General features: G+C 53.3%; 14 protein-coding genes. 11 read left to right on the top strand and 3 right to left on the bottom strand.

The window, feature by feature from the left end:
* Positions 1 to 7: 7 nt before the first annotated feature.
* The 8 genes from flgE to flgL all read left to right on the top strand — a co-directional run bounded on the left by flgE (position 8) and on the right by flgL (position 8,364).
* On the top strand, positions 8 to 1,285 hold the full coding sequence (flgE, locus tag OGW16_RS03585) for a flagellar hook protein FlgE (RefSeq protein ID WP_043015911.1): 1,278 nt from the start codon (positions 8 to 10) through the stop codon (positions 1,283 to 1,285).
* A 20-nt stretch (positions 1,286 to 1,305) separates the two neighbouring features.
* Complete coding sequence (locus OGW16_RS03580; protein WP_016156188.1) at positions 1,306 to 2,061, top strand: flagellar basal body rod protein FlgF; 756 nt, start codon at positions 1,306 to 1,308, stop codon at positions 2,059 to 2,061.
* A 13-nt stretch (positions 2,062 to 2,074) separates the two neighbouring features.
* Positions 2,075 to 2,857, top strand: a complete 783-nt coding sequence (gene flgG / locus OGW16_RS03575; RefSeq protein WP_003036202.1) for a flagellar basal-body rod protein FlgG — start codon at positions 2,075 to 2,077, stop codon at positions 2,855 to 2,857.
* Between the two features lie 57 nt (positions 2,858 to 2,914).
* On the top strand, positions 2,915 to 3,613 hold the full coding sequence (gene flgH / locus OGW16_RS03570) for a flagellar basal body L-ring protein FlgH (protein WP_087052661.1): 699 nt from the start codon (positions 2,915 to 2,917) through the stop codon (positions 3,611 to 3,613).
* A 33-nt stretch (positions 3,614 to 3,646) separates the two neighbouring features.
* Positions 3,647 to 4,723 carry a flagellar basal body P-ring protein FlgI gene (locus OGW16_RS03565; protein ID WP_087050398.1) on the top strand — a complete coding sequence of 359 codons (1,077 nt, stop codon included), beginning with the start codon at positions 3,647 to 3,649 and terminating at the stop codon, positions 4,721 to 4,723.
* Positions 4,723 to 5,673 carry a flagellar assembly peptidoglycan hydrolase FlgJ gene (flgJ, locus tag OGW16_RS03560; protein WP_043015914.1) on the top strand — a complete coding sequence of 317 codons (951 nt, stop codon included), beginning with the start codon at positions 4,723 to 4,725 and terminating at the stop codon, positions 5,671 to 5,673. The genes OGW16_RS03565 and flgJ overlap by 1 nt, the downstream gene beginning before the upstream one ends.
* Positions 5,674 to 5,737: 64 nt before the next feature.
* Positions 5,738 to 7,396 carry a flagellar hook-associated protein FlgK gene (gene flgK / locus OGW16_RS03555; RefSeq protein ID WP_087050399.1) on the top strand — a complete coding sequence of 553 codons (1,659 nt, stop codon included), beginning with the start codon at positions 5,738 to 5,740 and terminating at the stop codon, positions 7,394 to 7,396.
* Positions 7,397 to 7,410: 14 nt separating this feature from the next.
* Positions 7,411 to 8,364, top strand: coding sequence for a flagellar hook-associated protein FlgL (flgL, locus tag OGW16_RS03550; protein ID WP_080625389.1), 954 nt, complete (start codon positions 7,411 to 7,413; stop codon positions 8,362 to 8,364).
* A gap of 77 nt (positions 8,365 to 8,441) precedes the next feature.
* Here flgL and OGW16_RS03545 read toward each other — a convergent pair whose 3' ends face one another.
* A complete protein-coding gene (locus tag OGW16_RS03545) occupies positions 8,442 to 9,641 on the bottom strand; it encodes an MFS transporter (protein WP_043015917.1) in 1,200 nt (399 codons plus the stop codon).
* A 96-nt stretch (positions 9,642 to 9,737) separates the two neighbouring features.
* Here OGW16_RS03545 and OGW16_RS03540 point away from each other — a divergent pair, with 96 nt between their 5' ends.
* Positions 9,738 to 10,688 (top strand): LysR family transcriptional regulator, encoded by a 951-nt coding sequence (locus tag OGW16_RS03540; RefSeq protein WP_434542754.1) that lies wholly within the window; start codon positions 9,738 to 9,740, stop codon positions 10,686 to 10,688.
* A 40-nt stretch (positions 10,689 to 10,728) separates the two neighbouring features.
* Here the strand turns inward: OGW16_RS03540 and rne are convergent, their stop codons facing one another.
* On the bottom strand, positions 10,729 to 14,007 hold the full coding sequence (gene rne / locus OGW16_RS03535) for a ribonuclease E (protein ID WP_286517898.1): 3,279 nt from the start codon (positions 14,005 to 14,007) through the stop codon (positions 10,729 to 10,731).
* Between the two features lie 574 nt (positions 14,008 to 14,581).
* Here rne and rluC point away from each other — a divergent pair.
* Positions 14,582 to 15,535 (top strand): 23S rRNA pseudouridine(955/2504/2580) synthase RluC, encoded by a 954-nt coding sequence (rluC, locus tag OGW16_RS03530; protein WP_167394270.1) that lies wholly within the window; start codon positions 14,582 to 14,584, stop codon positions 15,533 to 15,535.
* 82 nt (positions 15,536 to 15,617) lie between these two features.
* Here the strand turns inward: rluC and OGW16_RS03525 are convergent, their stop codons facing one another.
* A complete protein-coding gene (locus OGW16_RS03525) occupies positions 15,618 to 16,202 on the bottom strand; it encodes a Maf family protein (protein ID WP_286517896.1) in 585 nt (194 codons plus the stop codon).
* A 197-nt stretch (positions 16,203 to 16,399) separates the two neighbouring features.
* Between OGW16_RS03525 and yceD the strand changes: the two genes are divergently transcribed.
* Entirely contained in the window at positions 16,400 to 16,921 is a 522-nt protein-coding gene (gene yceD, locus OGW16_RS03520) for a 23S rRNA accumulation protein YceD (RefSeq protein ID WP_003036239.1), read from the top strand.
* Positions 16,922 to 16,924 lie beyond the last annotated feature (3 nt).

Below are 16,924 nucleotides of genomic sequence, written 5' to 3'. Positions count from 1 at the left end.
GTAAGTCATGGCCTTTTCACAAGCGGTCAGCGGTCTGAACGCTGCAGCGACCAACCTCGATGTCATTGGTAATAACATCGCCAACTCCGCCACCTACGGTTTTAAGTCCGGTACGGCATCCTTTGCCGATATGTTTGCCGGTTCTAAAGTGGGTCTGGGCGTTAAAGTTGCGGGTATTACCCAGGACTTTACCGACGGCACTACGACCAACACCGGTCGCGGGCTGGATGTTGCTATTAGCCAGAACGGTTTTTTCCGCATGGTAGACAGCAACGGTTCCGTATTCTTTAGTCGTAATGGTCAGTTTAAGCTCGATGAAAACCGAACGCTGGTTAACATGCAGGGGCTGCAATTAACGGGATACCCGGCTGCCGGTACGCCGCCAACTATTCAGCAGGGCGCAAATCCAGGCCCAATCACTATCCCGAATACGCTGATGGGGGGAAAATCCACCGAAACGGCGACGATGCAGATCAACCTGAACTCATCAGCAAAAGTTCCGACGAATAAGTTTTCGCCGTCTGATGCTGACAGCTATAACAAACGTGCGCCGCTGACGGTATTTGACAGCCAGGGAAACCAGCACGACGTTAACCTTTATTACGTTAAAACCGGTGATAACACCTGGGATATCTGGACTCAGGATTCCAGCGTAGCAAACTCGCCGCTGGTGAAATCAAGCCAGATGACCTTCGACACCAATGGCTCTCTGGAGGCCGTTAAAGGTTATACCGAAGTGAAGCCGACGCCTCCTGCGACTGAATCAACCTGGACGCTGGGCGCGGCAAATGCAACACCTTCGTTTTCGATCACTACCGGCACGATAAACGGCGCAGTCCCTGCGACATTCACTCTTAGCCTGCAGAACTCTATGCAGCAAAACACGGGTACAAACAGTGTGATTGCCGCTACGCAGAATGGCTACAAGCCGGGCGATTTGGTTAGCTACCAGATTAATAATGACGGTACCGTGGTTGGTAACTACTCCAACGAGCAAACGCAGGTTTTAGGACAGATCGTGCTGGCAAACTTCGCCAACAACGAAGGTCTGGCTTCTCAGGGCGACAACGTCTGGGCTGCGACTCAGGCTTCCGGCGTGGCGTTGTTGGGTACGGCTGGCTCAGGTAACTTCGGCAAGCTGACCAACGGCGCGCTGGAAGCGTCAAACGTGGATTTGAGTAAAGAACTGGTGAATATGATTGTCGCTCAGCGTAACTATCAGTCGAACGCGCAGACCATCAAAACCCAGGATCAGATCCTCAACACGCTGGTCAACCTGCGCTAAGCGCCTGACGGGATGGCTTAATGGATCACGCAATTTATACCGCCATGGGCGCGGCCAGTCAGACGCTGAATCAACAGGCGGTGACGGCCAGCAACCTGGCAAACGCTTCAACGCCGGGTTTTCGTGCGCAGCTCAATGCCCTGCGTGCGGTTCCCGTTGAGGGATTGTCTTTACCGACGCGTACGCTGGTGGTGGCCTCCACGCCGGGGGCCGATATGACGCCGGGTCAGATGGACTATACCTCGCGTCCACTGGACGTGGCGCTGCAACAGGATGGCTGGTTAGCTGTGCAGACCGCGGACGGTAGCGAAGGATATACCCGAAATGGCGCCATTCAGGTAAGCCCTACGGGTGAACTGACTATTCAGGGTCACCCGGTGATTGGCGAAGCCGGACCAATAGCCGTACCGGAAGGTTCAGAAGTCACCATTGCGGCAGACGGTACGATCTCGGCGCTTAATCCTGGCGATCCGGCCAATACGGTCGCGCCAGTCGGGCGACTGAAGCTGGTGAAGGCGACGGGGAGTGAAGTACAACGTGGTGATGATGGCATGTTCCGTCTGACTCAGGCCGCGCAGGCTACTCGTGGTGCGACGTTACAGGCCGACCCCAGCATTCGCGTCATGTCGGGCGTGCTGGAAGGCAGTAACGTCAAACCGGTTGCTGCGATGAGTGACATGATCGCCAACGCCCGCCGCTTTGAAATGCAAATGAAGATTATCAGTAGCGTGGATGATAACGCGGGCCGCGCCAACCAACTGCTGTCGATGAGTTAACACAGGACATTTTATGATCAGTTCATTATGGATCGCCAAAACCGGCCTGGATGCGCAGCAAACCAACATGGATGTGATTGCCAACAACCTGGCAAACGTCAGCACCAACGGATTTAAACGCCAGCGTGCGGTGTTTGAAGATCTGTTGTACCAGACGATTCGCCAGCCTGGCGCCCAGTCTTCTGAACAAACCACACTGCCGTCTGGCTTGCAGATAGGTACCGGTGTGCGTCCGGTCGCGACCGAGCGTTTACACAGCCAGGGGAACCTGTCGCAGACCAACAACAGTAAAGATGTGGCGATTAAAGGGCAGGGATTTTTCCAGGTTATGCTGCCTGATGGCACGTCTGCTTATACCCGTGACGGTTCATTCCAGGTGGATCAGAACGGTCAGTTGGTGACGGCGGGTGGTTTTCAGGTTCAGCCAGCCATCACCATTCCGGCTAACTCGCTCAGTATCACCATTGGCCGCGACGGTATTGTCAGCGTGACCCAGCAGGGCCAGGCTGCGCCGGTTCAGGTAGGCCAGCTTAACCTGACAACCTTCATGAACGATACCGGTCTGGAAAGTATTGGTGAGAATCTGTACACCGAAACGCAGTCATCCGGTGCGCCGAATGAGAGCACGCCGGGTCTGAACGGCGCGGGTCTGCTGTACCAGGGCTATGTTGAAACCTCTAACGTCAACGTGGCGGAAGAGCTGGTAAACATGATCCAGGTCCAGCGCGCTTACGAAATCAACAGTAAAGCGGTGTCGACCACCGATCAGATGCTGCAAAAACTGACGCAACTCTAAAGTGTGGTCCGGTGGGGTGAAAGCCTCACCGGCACACTGATTTTGAAGATGACCGCAATGCGAAAATACGCGCTTCACCCATACCCAATTTTAGCCCTGCTGGTGGTTTCACTGACAGGATGCGCCTGGATCCCGGCCACCCCCCTCGTGCAGGGCGCGACGTCTGCCCAGCCTGTTCCAGGTCCGACGCCGGTGGCGAATGGCTCAATCTTCCAGTCGGCGCAGCCGATTAACTACGGTTATCAGCCGCTATTCGAAGACCGCCGTCCGCGCAATATTGGCGATACGTTAACCATCGTATTGCAGGAAAACGTCAGCGCGAGCAAAAGTTCTTCGGCTAACGCCAGCCGTGACGGCAAGACTAACTTTGGTTTTGATACCGTCCCGCGCTATCTGCAAGGTCTGTTCGGTAACGAACGTGCTGACGTAGAAGCGTCAGGGGGTAACTCCTTTAACGGTAAAGGCGGCGCGAACGCCAGCAATACCTTCAGCGGTACGCTGACCGTAACGGTCGATCAGGTACTGGTGAATGGCAACTTACATGTCGTGGGTGAAAAACAGATTGCCATTAATCAGGGCACTGAATTCATTCGCTTCTCCGGGGTCGTTAACCCGCGCACCATCAGTGGCAGCAACTCCGTACCGTCAACTCAGGTTGCGGACGCGCGGATTGAGTATGTCGGCAACGGCTACATCAATGAAGCGCAGAATATGGGCTGGTTGCAGCGTTTCTTCCTTAACTTGTCGCCGATGTAAGCGAGGTACCCAGTGTTTAAATCTTTAGTTGGAATGGTACTGGTGCTGATAGCCACCATTGCGCACGCTGACCGTATTCGTGACCTGACCAGCGTTCAGGGAGTGCGGGAAAACTCGTTGATAGGTTATGGGCTGGTAGTCGGTCTGGATGGTACGGGCGACCAGACCACCCAGACGCCGTTTACTACGCAAACGCTCAACAACATGCTTTCGCAGTTGGGGATAACCGTGCCAACTGGCACCAACATGCAGTTGAAAAACGTGGCGGCGGTGATGGTCACCGCGTCATTTCCTGCATTCGGTCGGCAAGGACAAACGATTGACGTGGTGGTTTCTTCCATGGGGAACGCCAAAAGCCTGCGCGGCGGCACGCTGCTGATGACTCCACTGAAAGGGGTCGACAGCCAGGTTTATGCGCTGGCGCAAGGGAATATTTTAGTTGGCGGTGCGGGCGCGGCTGCGGGTGGCAGTAGCGTGCAGGTTAACCAGCTCAATGGCGGACGTATTACTAACGGCGCAATTATTGAACGTGAATTACCCAGCCAGTTCGGCGGCGGTAACACTATTAATCTGCAGCTCAATAATGAAGATTTCACGATGGCGCAGCAGATTACCGACACAATCAACCGCTCGCGTGGCTTTGGTAGCGCAACGGCGCTGGATGCCCGGACCATACAAGTGCGTGTGCCAAGCGGCAACAGTTCGCAGGTCCGTTTCCTTGCTGACATCCAGAATATGGAGGTGAACGTCACGCCGCAGGATGCGAAAGTGATTATCAACTCGCGTACCGGATCCGTCGTAATGAACCGCGAAGTCACGCTGGATAGTTGTGCCGTGGCGCAAGGCAACTTGTCGATTACGGTAAACCGTCAGGCGAATGTCAGCCAGCCGGATACACCGTTTGGTGGTGGACAGACAGTGGTAACGCCACAAACCCAGATCGATCTGCGCCAGAGCGGTGGTTCGCTGCAAAGCGTGCGTTCCAGCGCCAACCTGAATAACGTCGTACGTGCGCTTAATGCGCTGGGGGCAACGCCGATGGATCTGATGTCCATTCTGCAATCGATGCAGAGTGCGGGATGCTTACGTGCCAAACTGGAAATCATCTAATGATTGGTGACAGCAAACTGCTGACCAGCGCCGCCTGGGATGCGCAATCACTGAACGAACTGAAAGCGAAAGCGGGTCAGGACCCGGCGGCGAATATCCGCCCGGTCGCCCGTCAGGTTGAAGGGATGTTCGTGCAGATGATGCTGAAAAGCATGCGTGAAGCGCTGCCGAAAGATGGTGTGTTTAGCAGCGATTCGACACGTTTGTATACCAGCATGTATGACCAACAAATTGCGCAGCAGATGACCGCAGGTAAAGGTCTGGGGCTGGCGGAAATGATGGTTAAGCAGATGACCGAAGGGCAGGCGCAACCCGCAGACGACGCGCCGCAGGTGCCAATGAAGTTCTCGCTTGAAACGGTGACCAGCTATCAAAACCAGGCGCTGACGCAACTGGTGCGTAAAGCCATTCCCCGGGCGACGGAAAGCATTGATGAGCCGCTGTCAGGTGACAGTAAAGACTTCCTCGCCCAGCTATCGCTGCCAGCTAAGCTTGCCAGCCAGCAAAGCGGGGTTCCGCATCATCTTATTCTGGCACAGGCGGCGCTGGAGTCCGGATGGGGGCAGCGACAAATCCGTCGTGAAAATGGCGAACCAAGCTTTAACATTTTTGGCGTGAAGGCTTCGGGAAGCTGGAAAGGCCCAACCACCGAAATCACCACTACCGAATATGAAAACGGTGAGGCGAAAAAGGTGAAAGCCAGATTCCGCGTGTATAGCTCTTACCTGGAGGCGCTGTCGGATTATGTCGGTCTGATATCGCGTAACCCGCGCTATGCGGCGGTGACCGCTGCCGCGACAGCCGAGCAAGGCGCACAGGCATTGCAAAATGCCGGTTACGCAACTGACCCTAACTATGCGCGTAAATTAACCAACATGATCCAGCAGTTGAAATCGATGAGCGAAAAAGTGAGCAAAACCTACAGCACGAACATCGATAATCTCTTTTAAATAGCTCAAGTCTACCGACCTGCTGCCGATAATAACGAGTATTGAAGGATTACAAGGAACCTCCATGTCCAGCTTGATTAATAACGCGATGAGTGGACTTAGCGCAGCGCAGGCCGCGTTGAATACCGCCAGTAATAACATCTCCAGCTATAACGTTGCCGGGTACACCCGCCAAACGACAATTATGGCGCAGGCGAACAGCACGCTGGGTGCGGGGGGCTGGGTTGGCAATGGCGTCTATGTTTCTGGCGTACAGCGCGAATATGATTCTTTTATCACGAATCAGTTGCGTGCAGCGCAGAACCAGAGCAGCGGCCTGACAACGCGCTATGAGCAAATGTCGAAAATCGACAATTTGCTTTCCAGTAAAACCAGTTCAATTTCCACCTCAATGCAGGGTTTTTTTACCAGCCTGCAGACGCTGGTCAGTAATGCAGAAGACCCGGCTGCGCGTCAGGCACTGATTGGTAAAGCTGATGGTTTAGTGAATCAGTTCAGAACAACCGATCAGTATCTGCGCGATCAGGATAAGCAGGTCAATACTGCGATCAAAGCCAGCGTAGATCAGATCAACAACTACTCAAAGCAGATTGCCAGCCTCAACGATCAGATTTCCCGTCTGACCGGCGTTGGCGCGGGCGCATCGCCTAACGATCTACTCGATCAGCGTGACCAACTGGTTAGCGATCTGAACAAACTTGTCGGCGTTGAAGTCAGTGTCCAGGATGGCGGCACCTATAACGTAACGATGGCGAACGGCTATTCACTGGTACAGGGCAGCAACGCCCGCCAACTGGCCGCAGTACCGTCCAGTGCCGATCCAACACGCACTACGGTGGCCTATGTTGATGGCGTTGCCGGAAATGTTGAAATTCCTGAAAAACTCATTGATACCGGCTCATTGGGCGGTTTGATGACGTTCCGTTCTCAAGAGCTGGACCAGACGCGTAACACGCTGGGGCAACTGGCACTGGCGTTTGCCGATGCCTTTAATACGCAGCATAAAGAAGGTTTTGATGCCAATGGTGATGCTGGTAAAGACTTCTTTGCTATCGGCGGTCCATCTGTGCTCAGTAATACCAAAAATACTGGGACAGGGTCGTTAACTGCAAAAGTTACTGATAGCTCAGCAGTGCAGGCTACTGATTACAATATTACTTTTGATGGTACTGACTGGCAGGTAACTCGCCTTGCAGATAATACCAGCTTTAAGGCGACCGTCACTGGTGGAAAAATGTCCTTTGATGGGCTGGAAATAACCGTAGGGGCGGGAGCGAAAGCGAATGATAGCTTTACGGTGAAGCCAGTGGGTAATGTCATTGTTGATATGAAAGTGGCTGTGACTGATGAGTCGAAAATCGCCATGGCCGAAGTATCCAAAAATGATATCGATCCAGATAAGGATAAAGGGAAAAGCGATAACCGTAACGGCCAAAAATTGTTGGATCTGCAAACCAAAGCGACTGTCGGAAATAAAACCTTCAATGACGCGTACGCAACGCTGGTGAGCGATGTCGGGAATAAAACCGCTACCCTGAAAACCAGCGCCACCACCCAGAACAACGTAGTTACGCAGCTTTCTAATCAGCAACAGTCGATTTCCGGGGTTAACCTCGATGAAGAGTACGGCAATTTGCAGCGTTATCAACAGTATTACCTGGCCAACGCACAAGTGCTGCAAACAGCAAATTCGCTCTTTGATGCGCTTCTGAATATTCGCTAAGGGAGAGGGACTCAATGCGTATTAGTACTCAGATGATGTACCAGCAGAACATGCGTGGCATTACCAACTCTCAGGCCGAATGGATAAAATTTGGTGAGCAGATGTCAACGGGCAAACGCGTGATCAACCCGTCTGACGATCCGATTGCCGCCTCGCAGGCTGTAGTGCTTTCTCAGGCTCAGGCGCAAAACAGCCAATATACGCTGGCGCGTACTTTCGCGACGCAAAAAGTGTCACTGGAAGAGAACGTTTTAAGCCGGGCGACGACCGCGATTACCGCGGCGCAGGAAAAAATTGTCAACGCCGGCAACGGTACATTGAGTGATGACAACAGAGCATCGTTAGCGACTGATTTGCAAGGGCTCCGCGATCAGCTGATGAATTTGGCTAACAGTACCGACGGTAATGGTCGCTATATCTTTGGCGGCTACAAAACCGAAGTTCCACCATTTGCCCAGACTGATGGTACTTATAGCGGTGGAACTGAAAATATCACCCAACAGGTTGATGCCGCTCGGTCAATGGTGATTGGTCATACCGGAGATAAAATTTTTAACTCGGTGACCAGCAACGCGGTTCCGGAGCCAGATGGTAGCAAGTCTGAAACGAACTTATTCGTAATGCTGGATACAGCTATTGCAGCCCTGAATACGCCGATTGAAGGCGATGATGTGGCGAAAGCAAAGGCCGCTGAGGCGATTGATAAAACCAACCGTGGTTTAAAGAATTCACTCAATAATGTGTTGAGCGTCCGTGCGGAATTGGGCACGCAGCTTAGCGAATTAAGCTCGCTGGATTCACTGGGAGCCGATCGTGCACTGGGTCAAACTCAGCAGATGAGCAATCTGGTGGATGTTGACTGGAACGCAGCGATTTCGTCCTACGTGATGCAGCAGGCTGCACTGCAGGCATCGTACAAAACGTTTACCGATATGCAGGGCATGTCGCTGTTCCAGCTTAACCGGTAACGACCTTTTTTGAACATATCATGAAACTGGATATGTTTGTCTGCCCGCTCCTTTAACACCCCGGAGCGGGCATTTTTTTAGGCCACGGTTGTTTTTCTCAGTGACAGATTCCCCGTTAATCTTATTACCAGCGCAATCGCACCGCTAAACGTTGCCAGCGTAACCACACCTTCCCAGTCTGCCTGCGCGTAGACCTGACTTCCGAGAACCGAACCCAACGCCATACCGATAAATACCATTGTAAACAGTAGCGCGTTCAGGCGTCCACGTGCCTGGGGCTCGAGGCCATAGACCAGGTTCTGGTGGGCAACCAGGCTGGATTGCAATCCGAGATCAAAACCTACCGCCGAAAGGGCAATAAGCAGCCACTGCCCCTGTACTGGCAGGGCGGGTAACAGGAACATCAGGGCGAAAGATACTGTTACCAGCAAAGCACCTAACTGCGCCACTTTCGCTGCGCCCACTTTGTCGGCAAGATGGCCTGCCAGCGGCGCGGCAAGCGCACCAGCCGCGCCCGCGATACCAAACGCGCCAGCCATAGCGCTACCCATGTGATAATGCTCAGATAACATCACTGCCAACGTGGACCAGAAGGCGCTAAAGGCAACAGACAGAAAGCCTTGTGCCAGCGCCGCGCGGCGCAATGCGGGATACCGCTGCCACAGTTGCGCCATTGAGAGCAGTAATGACGGGTAGCTCAGCGTGGAATGGACAGCAAAACGAGGGAGCACTTTCCACATGATGGTGGAAATCACAGCAATGCTGAAGGCTGCGAGTTGATACATTTCGCGCCAGCCAAACGCCTCACCTATTAGCCCGCTAACGGTACGTGAAAGTAAAATTCCCAGCAGCAGGCCCGTCATCACGGTACCTACCGTTTTTCCCTGCTTGCCTTCAGGGGCCAGAATTGCCGCAGCGGGAACGATGTCCTGCGCCATGGTTGCCGCCATTCCCATCAACAGGCTGACCAGTAAAAGCGAATGCAATTGGCCGGTAAAGCTGCAGGCCAGAAGCAGTACGGCGAGCGCGAGGCTTTTCAACAGGATTAGCGTCCGACGGTCATAGCGGTCGCCTAATGGTAATAAAAAGAAAATCCCCAACGCGTAACCCGCCTGGGTTAGCGTCGGAACCAGCCCCATGCCGGTGATGCTTAGGGCCAGATCCTGACCCATTAAGGGCAGAAGCGGCTGGGCATAATAGATGGATGCCACGCTGAATCCGGCGCCTGATGCCAGTACAAAAATAACCCAACGGGTAAGGGCGGTATGTGTGTTCACAGTTGATTCCTCAATCACAGGATGTGCGGCTATTTTTAACCTTCAGCGGGTGGCGCGGTAGCGAGCGCGGTGGTAAAACAGTTATACGTCAGACGTATGAAGAAACCTGGAATGGTAAAAACTGAGCGTATAGATAGAGTGGAGCTGATGCGCACGTTTGTGCGTATCGTCGAGGCGGGGTCGCTTTCAGCAGCGGCAAAGCAGATGGGGACAACGCAGGCGACCGTCAGTCGACGGTTACAATCCCTGGAAGCGCTGCTGGGTGTAAAACTGATCATGCGCACCACGCATGCGATGAAACTGACCGACGACGGCGAACGCGGCTACCAGCATGCCAAGAATATTATTGATGCCTGGCTGGCGCTGGAAGATGGACTCAATGTTACGGAGGATGAACCGGTGGGAACGCTGCGAGTACGTGCTCCGCATGCGTTCGGGCAGCAACAGCTTCTTGAACCGCTTTTGCAGTTTCTTTCGCGCTATCCGCAGTTGTCGGTAGAGTGGATGCTCAATGATAAAACCGTTGATTTCCTGAGCGATAATATTGATTGCGCCATCAGGGTTGGGGCAGAGGTTGATCCAGCGACGGTCTCGGTTTTACTGGCTGAGGTTCCTCGTAGCATGGTAGTGAATCCTGCTTTGCTTGAGCAATATAGCGAGCTTTCGCATCCGGAGCAGTTATCAACGCTGCCATGGATTGCAGTGAACACGTTTTACCAGCACAGCGTTTCGTTGCTGCATCGACCACGTAATGAACCTGTTACGCTGAATATTACACCCAGATTAAGCACCGACAGCATTTATGTCGCAAGAAATGCCGCCCTGGCAGGGTTGGGTGTGGCCATTGTTTCAAGCTGGATGGTCGAGGAGGATATTGCTCGTGGACGACTGGTTACGCTGCTACCCGAGTGGCATGCGGCGTCGTTGCCTGTACATTTGGTTTATCCCTGGGCGCGTTACTATCCCACCCGATTACGCAAGTTTCTGGCGTTAATGAAAGATGTCATGCCGCAGCTAACGGGGATGAAACGCGTAGAGCAGATATAAAAAAGCCGACCCGAAGGTCGGCTTTGATGTTGATTACGTCTTACTCAACGGGCTGCGGGCGTGTTGCTGGCGCAGTCGCCTGGTGTGTGGCGCTGTGTCCACCTGCGGCACCTTTCCCTTCAAAGGCGAATGCCGGGCGCTGCCACTCGCTATGACGCGGCGCTTCAGGCACATACTCTGGTGCCGGTGCGCGCGTCATCGGCGCGGTTGCATGGCTGTGAAGATGTTCCGTGTCAACGCTGGTTGCGACAACTTCAGCCTTAACGACTGCGGCTTCGACGACAGGAGCTGCAACAACTTCTTTCGGCGCTGCAACTTCTTCAACAACCGGTGCGGTTTCCACAACTGGCGCTGTTTCCACAACCTCAGCGATCTCTTCAACCACTTCAGGCTGAGAAATAACAACTTCCGCAGGCGCATCGACAACCGGCGCAGTCACGACTTCAGCGACAGGTTCGGCTTTCGCAACGGTTTCCTCGGCAACAGGTGCGTCGGATTCAGCGATAATTTGTGGTTGTTCCTCGACCGGAGTAGCAATGACTTCCGGATGCGTGGTTTCAACCTGTGCGGTTTCAACAGCGGCGGGCTGAGGTTCGGCAATAACAACCTCTGGCTGTACGGTTTCAACCGACGCCGGGGCATCCACACTGTGCTCAACGGCAGCTGCAACCTGAGGCTCCACGGCCACAGTCGCAGTTTGCTCCTGAACCATTTCCTGTTCGCGCTGCTCTTCAACCTGCTGATCCTGAGGACGAGCGACAGGGTAGCGGATCCATACTTTGCCGGACGCTAATTCTGGAGATGCGCAGGCGACCGTTAATGGCATCGGCGACTGAACCGGATAACGCTCGTCACGATAACGACGACGACGCTGACCACTTACGCGCAGATGGCGAGGAGAACGACGGGAACGACGCGGCATACCATTTGAGTCGCGCGCTTCGCTGTTGTCATCCTGCTCAGTCGCAACGACGACTGGCAGATCAACTTTCGCCAGTTCGGTACGCTGTGCCGGTGCTGGCTGTTCAGTTGGTTGAACGACAGCCGTTTCAGCGATCGCAGCGGCAGTTGCCACTTCAGCTTCAACAGCCGGGCTATCTGTGAAACGAACTTTCTGATTCAACTGACGCTGTTTACGGCGAGTCTGAGGCTGACGTACGCGCTCTTCCTGCTCGGTATCCTGCGCCGGTTGTTCAGCCAGGTTCAGCTCTTTAACTTCTTGCTGCGCCTGACGTTTGTCATCGTTACGACGGCGGTTGCGCTCGCGACGCGGAGCCTGCTGCTCATCACCGGATTTCGCTTTGTCGGCGACATCAACGGACTGCTGGCGGTTATCGCGCGCTTCCGCATTTTGCTGCTGAGACTGACGGCGGTTACGGCGGTTATCTTCACGGTTTTCGCCGCTTTCTGATCGCTCGTTACGGTTATCACGATCGCCACGGTTGTCGCGATTATCACGACGGTCGTTACGGTCGCGACGATTGTTCTGCCGCGGTTTACGACGATCCTGCTGGCGTTCGGTTTTCTCTTCAGCTTTCGGTGCAGGTTGTTCAACCGGTTTCACTTCTTCGCTGCCACCGAAGATGGACTTCAGTGCGCCAAAGAAACGGCTAATCAAACCCGGTTGTGCGGCGACGGCTGCGGTCGCTGCTGCGGCTTTAGGCGCGGCGGCTTTCGCTGCAGGCTCCTGCGGTGCAGGGGCTGGCGGCACGTCTGGCATAGCAAAGGTAGCTAATGCCGGCTGTTCTGGCTGTTTACGCTCGACGTATTCTTCTTCCGTCGGCAATGCCATTGCTTCTTCATGCAGTTTTGGCAGCAGGTAGCTCAGGGTTGGTGTTTCTTCCCCTTTGCGTACACGCAGTACGGAGTAATGCGGGGTTTCCATCTGATCGTTTGGCACAATCACACAGCGCACGCCATTCTGACGCGTTTCGATGGCATTTACCGCGGTACGTTTTTCGTTGAGCAGGTAGGATGCGATCGGCACAGGAACAATAGCATGAACTTCCTGGGTATTTTCTTTCAGCGCTTCTTCTTCGATCAGACGCAGAATAGACAGCGACAGTGATTCGTTGTCACGTACGGTACCCGTACCGGAACAGCGTGGGCATACGTGATGGCTGGATTCACCCAGAGACGGGCTCAGACGCTGACGGGACATCTCCAGCAGGCCGAAGCGTGAAATATGACTGATCTGAATACGCGCTCGGTCCTGACGCACGGCTTCGCGTAGACGGTTTTCAACCGCGCGCTGGTGGCGAACCGGAGTCATATCGATGAAGTCGATGACAATCAGGCCACCGAGGTCGCGCAGACGCAGCTGACGAGCAATTTCATCGGCAGCTTCAAGGTTGGTGTTGAACGCTGTTTCTTCGATGTCGCCGCCGCGGGTAGCGCGTGCGGAGTTGATATCGATAGCGGTCAGCGCTTCGGTGCTGTCGATAACGATTGAGCCGCCTGACGGCAGGCGCACTTCACGCTGGAACGCAGACTCAATCTGAGACTCGATTTGATAGTGGCTGAACAGCGGAATTTCACCGGTGTACAGTTTGATTTTGCTGCTGAAATCCGGACGACCCAGCGCGGCGATGTGCTGACGCGCCATCTCCATCACTTTCGGGTTGTCGATGAGGATTTCGCCGATGTCCTGACGTAAGTAGTCACGGAATGCGCGAACGATAACGTTGCTTTCCTGATGGATCAGAAACGGAGCAGGGCGGCTGTCAGCGGCTTTTTGAATCGCTTCCCAGTGCTTAAGGCGGAAACTCAGGTCCCACTGCAGCGCTTCGGCGGATTTGCCGACACCTGCGGTACGCACGATAAGCCCCATACCATCAGGCAGTTCCAGACTTGCCAACGCTTCTTTTAATTCGGTACGGTCGTCGCCTTCAATGCGACGGGAGATGCCGCCCGCGCGCGGGTTGTTCGGCATCAGGACCAGATAACTCCCTGCCAGGCTGATAAAGGTAGTCAGCGCAGCGCCTTTATTGCCGCGTTCTTCTTTATCGATCTGAACGATGACTTCCTGACCTTCGCGCAACACATCTTTAATGTTGGGACGGCCATGGGAGTTGTAATTAGCGGGGAAGTATTCGCGGGCAATTTCTTTTAACGGGAGGAAACCGTGACGTTCAGCGCCGTAATCAACAAAAGCCGCTTCCAGACTCGGTTCAATACGGGTAATTTTGCCTTTATAGATGTTGGCTTTTTTCTGTTCGTGTCCAGGACTTTCGATATCCAGATCGTACAGACGCTGCCCATCTACAAGGGCGACACGCAACTCTTCCTGCTGAGTCGCGTTAATTAACATTCTTTTCATCGTAACTTACTCATTATTCTTACATTGACGACTAAGCTGCGGGCAGAGTAATGCCTTTCCGGGTGTGAACCGATGGCCTCGTGTCTATTCGCGTCGCCAACCTCACGGTTATCGTCAGCTCAAAGAGGCGCAGAGTGTCGGTTGCCTGTATTTCATACGGAAACACAGCGCAATTATCAGGGGAACAGTCTGGGTGTTACTCTCCAGAAAAGCTTCCTTATTACCGGTAAGGACTGCAACCCGCAGCCCGCTAACTGCCTGAAAGATCAATACGTCTTACGCCATTGCTGCGTTGATGATCGGTCGGGCAAAATTGGGTCATTCCGGAAAAGTTCTTGTTTTAACAAGATTCAACACGGAAACAACCTCATTATTCCACTGCTAACCTTGTTATAGCAAGATGACTTTTGCCATTTATCACCCGGTTACTCACAGTTTTTTCACTTCCGCGTAGTGATTGCTTTAATAACCACCAAATCGGCTATGTCAAACTTAAGTAATAAGGTATAGCAGTTAATATAAGCATAGAAAAATGTGTGGCGCGAATCTTGATGGCTATTTAAAATCGGCCCCCATGAAAACAGAGACTCCAGCCGTAAAAACAGTTGCCATTACTGCCGACGAAGCAGGGCAACGCATCGACAACTTTTTGCGCACCCAACTCAAGGGTGTGCCAAAAAGTATGATTTATCGCATTTTGCGTAAAGGCGAAGTGCGGGTGAACAAAAAACGCATTAAACCCGAGTACAAACTCGAAGATGGGGACATTGTGCGTATTCCACCTGTACGTGTCGCTGAACGTGAAGAAGAGGCCATTTCACCGAATTTGCAGAAGGTCGCGGCGCTGACCGATGTCATTTTATATGAAGATGACCACATTCTGGTGCTTAACAAACCCTCAGGTACGGCCGTGCATGGCGGGAGCGGGTTAAGCTTTGGCGTCATTGAAGGTTTACGTGCGCTGCGACCAGAAGCGCGCTTCCTTGAGCTGGTTCATCGTCTCGATCGGGATACCTCCGGCGTGTTGCTGGTGGCTAAAAAGCGCTCAGCCTTACGTTCATTGCATGAACAACTGCGTGAAAAAGGGATGCAGAAAGACTATCTCGCGTTGGTACGAGGCCAGTGGCAGTCACATGTGAAAAACGTGCAGGCACCGCTGTTAAAGAACATCCTGCAAAGCGGCGAGCGTATCGTGCGGGTGAATCAGGAAGGCAAACCATCGGAAACGCGCTTTAAAGTGGAAGAGCGCTACGCGTTTGCTACGCTTGTGCGCTGTAGCCCCGTGACCGGACGCACGCACCAGATTCGCGTGCATACCCAATATGCCGGACATCCGATTGCCTTTGATGACCGCTACGGCGACCGCGAGTTCGATAAGCAACTGGCGGATACCGGGCTGAGCAGGCTCTTTTTGCACGCCGCGGCGTTGAAATTTACGCATCCGGGTACCGGTGAAGTGATGCGTATTGAAGCGCCGATGGATAAACAGTTGAAGCGCTGCCTCGAGGTATTACGCCGCAAAGCCTGACGCGCGTTGCTTATCAGGCCTGCAATCGTGTTATGCATCGTAGGCCTGATAAGACGCATCGCGTCGCCATCAGGCAGATTAATCAGGCGTTCAGCGGGTTCATCTCTTCCCGGCGCAACATTTGACACAGCGCGATCAGCGGCAAACCGATCAAGGTATTTGGGTCACGACCTTCCAGGCGCTCAAAGAGTGCAATGCCCAACCCTTCGCTTTTAAAACTACCGGCACAATGCAGCGGACGCTCTTTGCGCACGTAATCTTCAATTTCCGTTTCGCTTAAATGACGGAAATGAACGTCAAACGGTTCAACTTCAGTTTGTAAATGTCCGGTCGCAGAATTATACAGCGCCAGTCCGGTATAAAACGTCACAATATTGCCCCGGGCTTTGAGTAGCTGCTGGCGCGCATTTTCTTCTGTTAACGGTTTGCCGGTTATTTCACCATCAAGAACACAAATTTGATCGGAGCCGATAATAAGGTGCGATTGATAGCGGTGGGCGAGAGATTGCGCTTTTTTCTGCGCCAGTCGCAAGACTAAGTGTCGCGGAGCTTCACCCGGTAACGGCGTTTCGTCAACCTCTGGTGCTGCGCATTCGAACGGGATTGCCAGTTTTTCCAGTAAAGCGCGACGCCAGGGAGAGGTCGAAGCAAGAATAAGTTGAGGCATATTTTTTCCCTCGCATATAGCGTATTGATGAGAGCCATTTTAAACTATGGACTTCGTCCTACAAGCTGGCTGTAATGGCTTGTGTTGAGCGATTTTAAGTCGATGACCCGCAATGTGTGCGAATTATTGGCAAAAGGCAACCACAGGCTGCCTTTTTCTTTGACTATATGACGTTACAAAGTTAATATGCGCGCCCTATGCAAAAGGTAAAATTACCCCTGACTCTTGATCCGGTTCGTACGGCTCAAAAACGCCTCGATTATGAAGGTATCTATACTTCTGATCTGGTTGAGCGCGTCGCCGATTCTGTAGTCAGTGTGGACAGTGATGTGGAATGCTCCATGTCGTTCGCGATCGATAACCAGCGCCTTGCCGTCATAACCGGTGATGCAAAAGTATCGGTTACGCTCGAATGTCAGCGTTGCGGGAAACCGTTCCCACTTCATGTTCACACAACATATTGTTTTAGTCCTGTCCGTTCTGACGAGCAGGCTGAAGCACTCCCGGAAGCGTATGAGCCGATTGAGGTTAACGAATTCGGTGAAATCGATCTGCTTGCAATGGTTGAAGATGAGATTATCCTCTCCTTGCCGGTAGTTCCGGTGCATGATTCTGAACACTGTGAAGTGTCCGAGGCGGACATGGTCTTTGGCGAATTGCCTGATGAAGCGCAAAAACCAAACCCATTTGCCGTATTAGCCAGCTTAAAGCGTAAGTAATTG

Source organism: Citrobacter sp. Ce104 (genome assembly GCF_030334595.1).
Classification (GTDB): Bacteria; Pseudomonadota; Gammaproteobacteria; order Enterobacterales; family Enterobacteriaceae; genus Citrobacter; species Citrobacter europaeus.
Note: the sequence above shows the minus strand (reverse complement) of the source record. Positions and strands in the feature narration are given on the sequence as shown.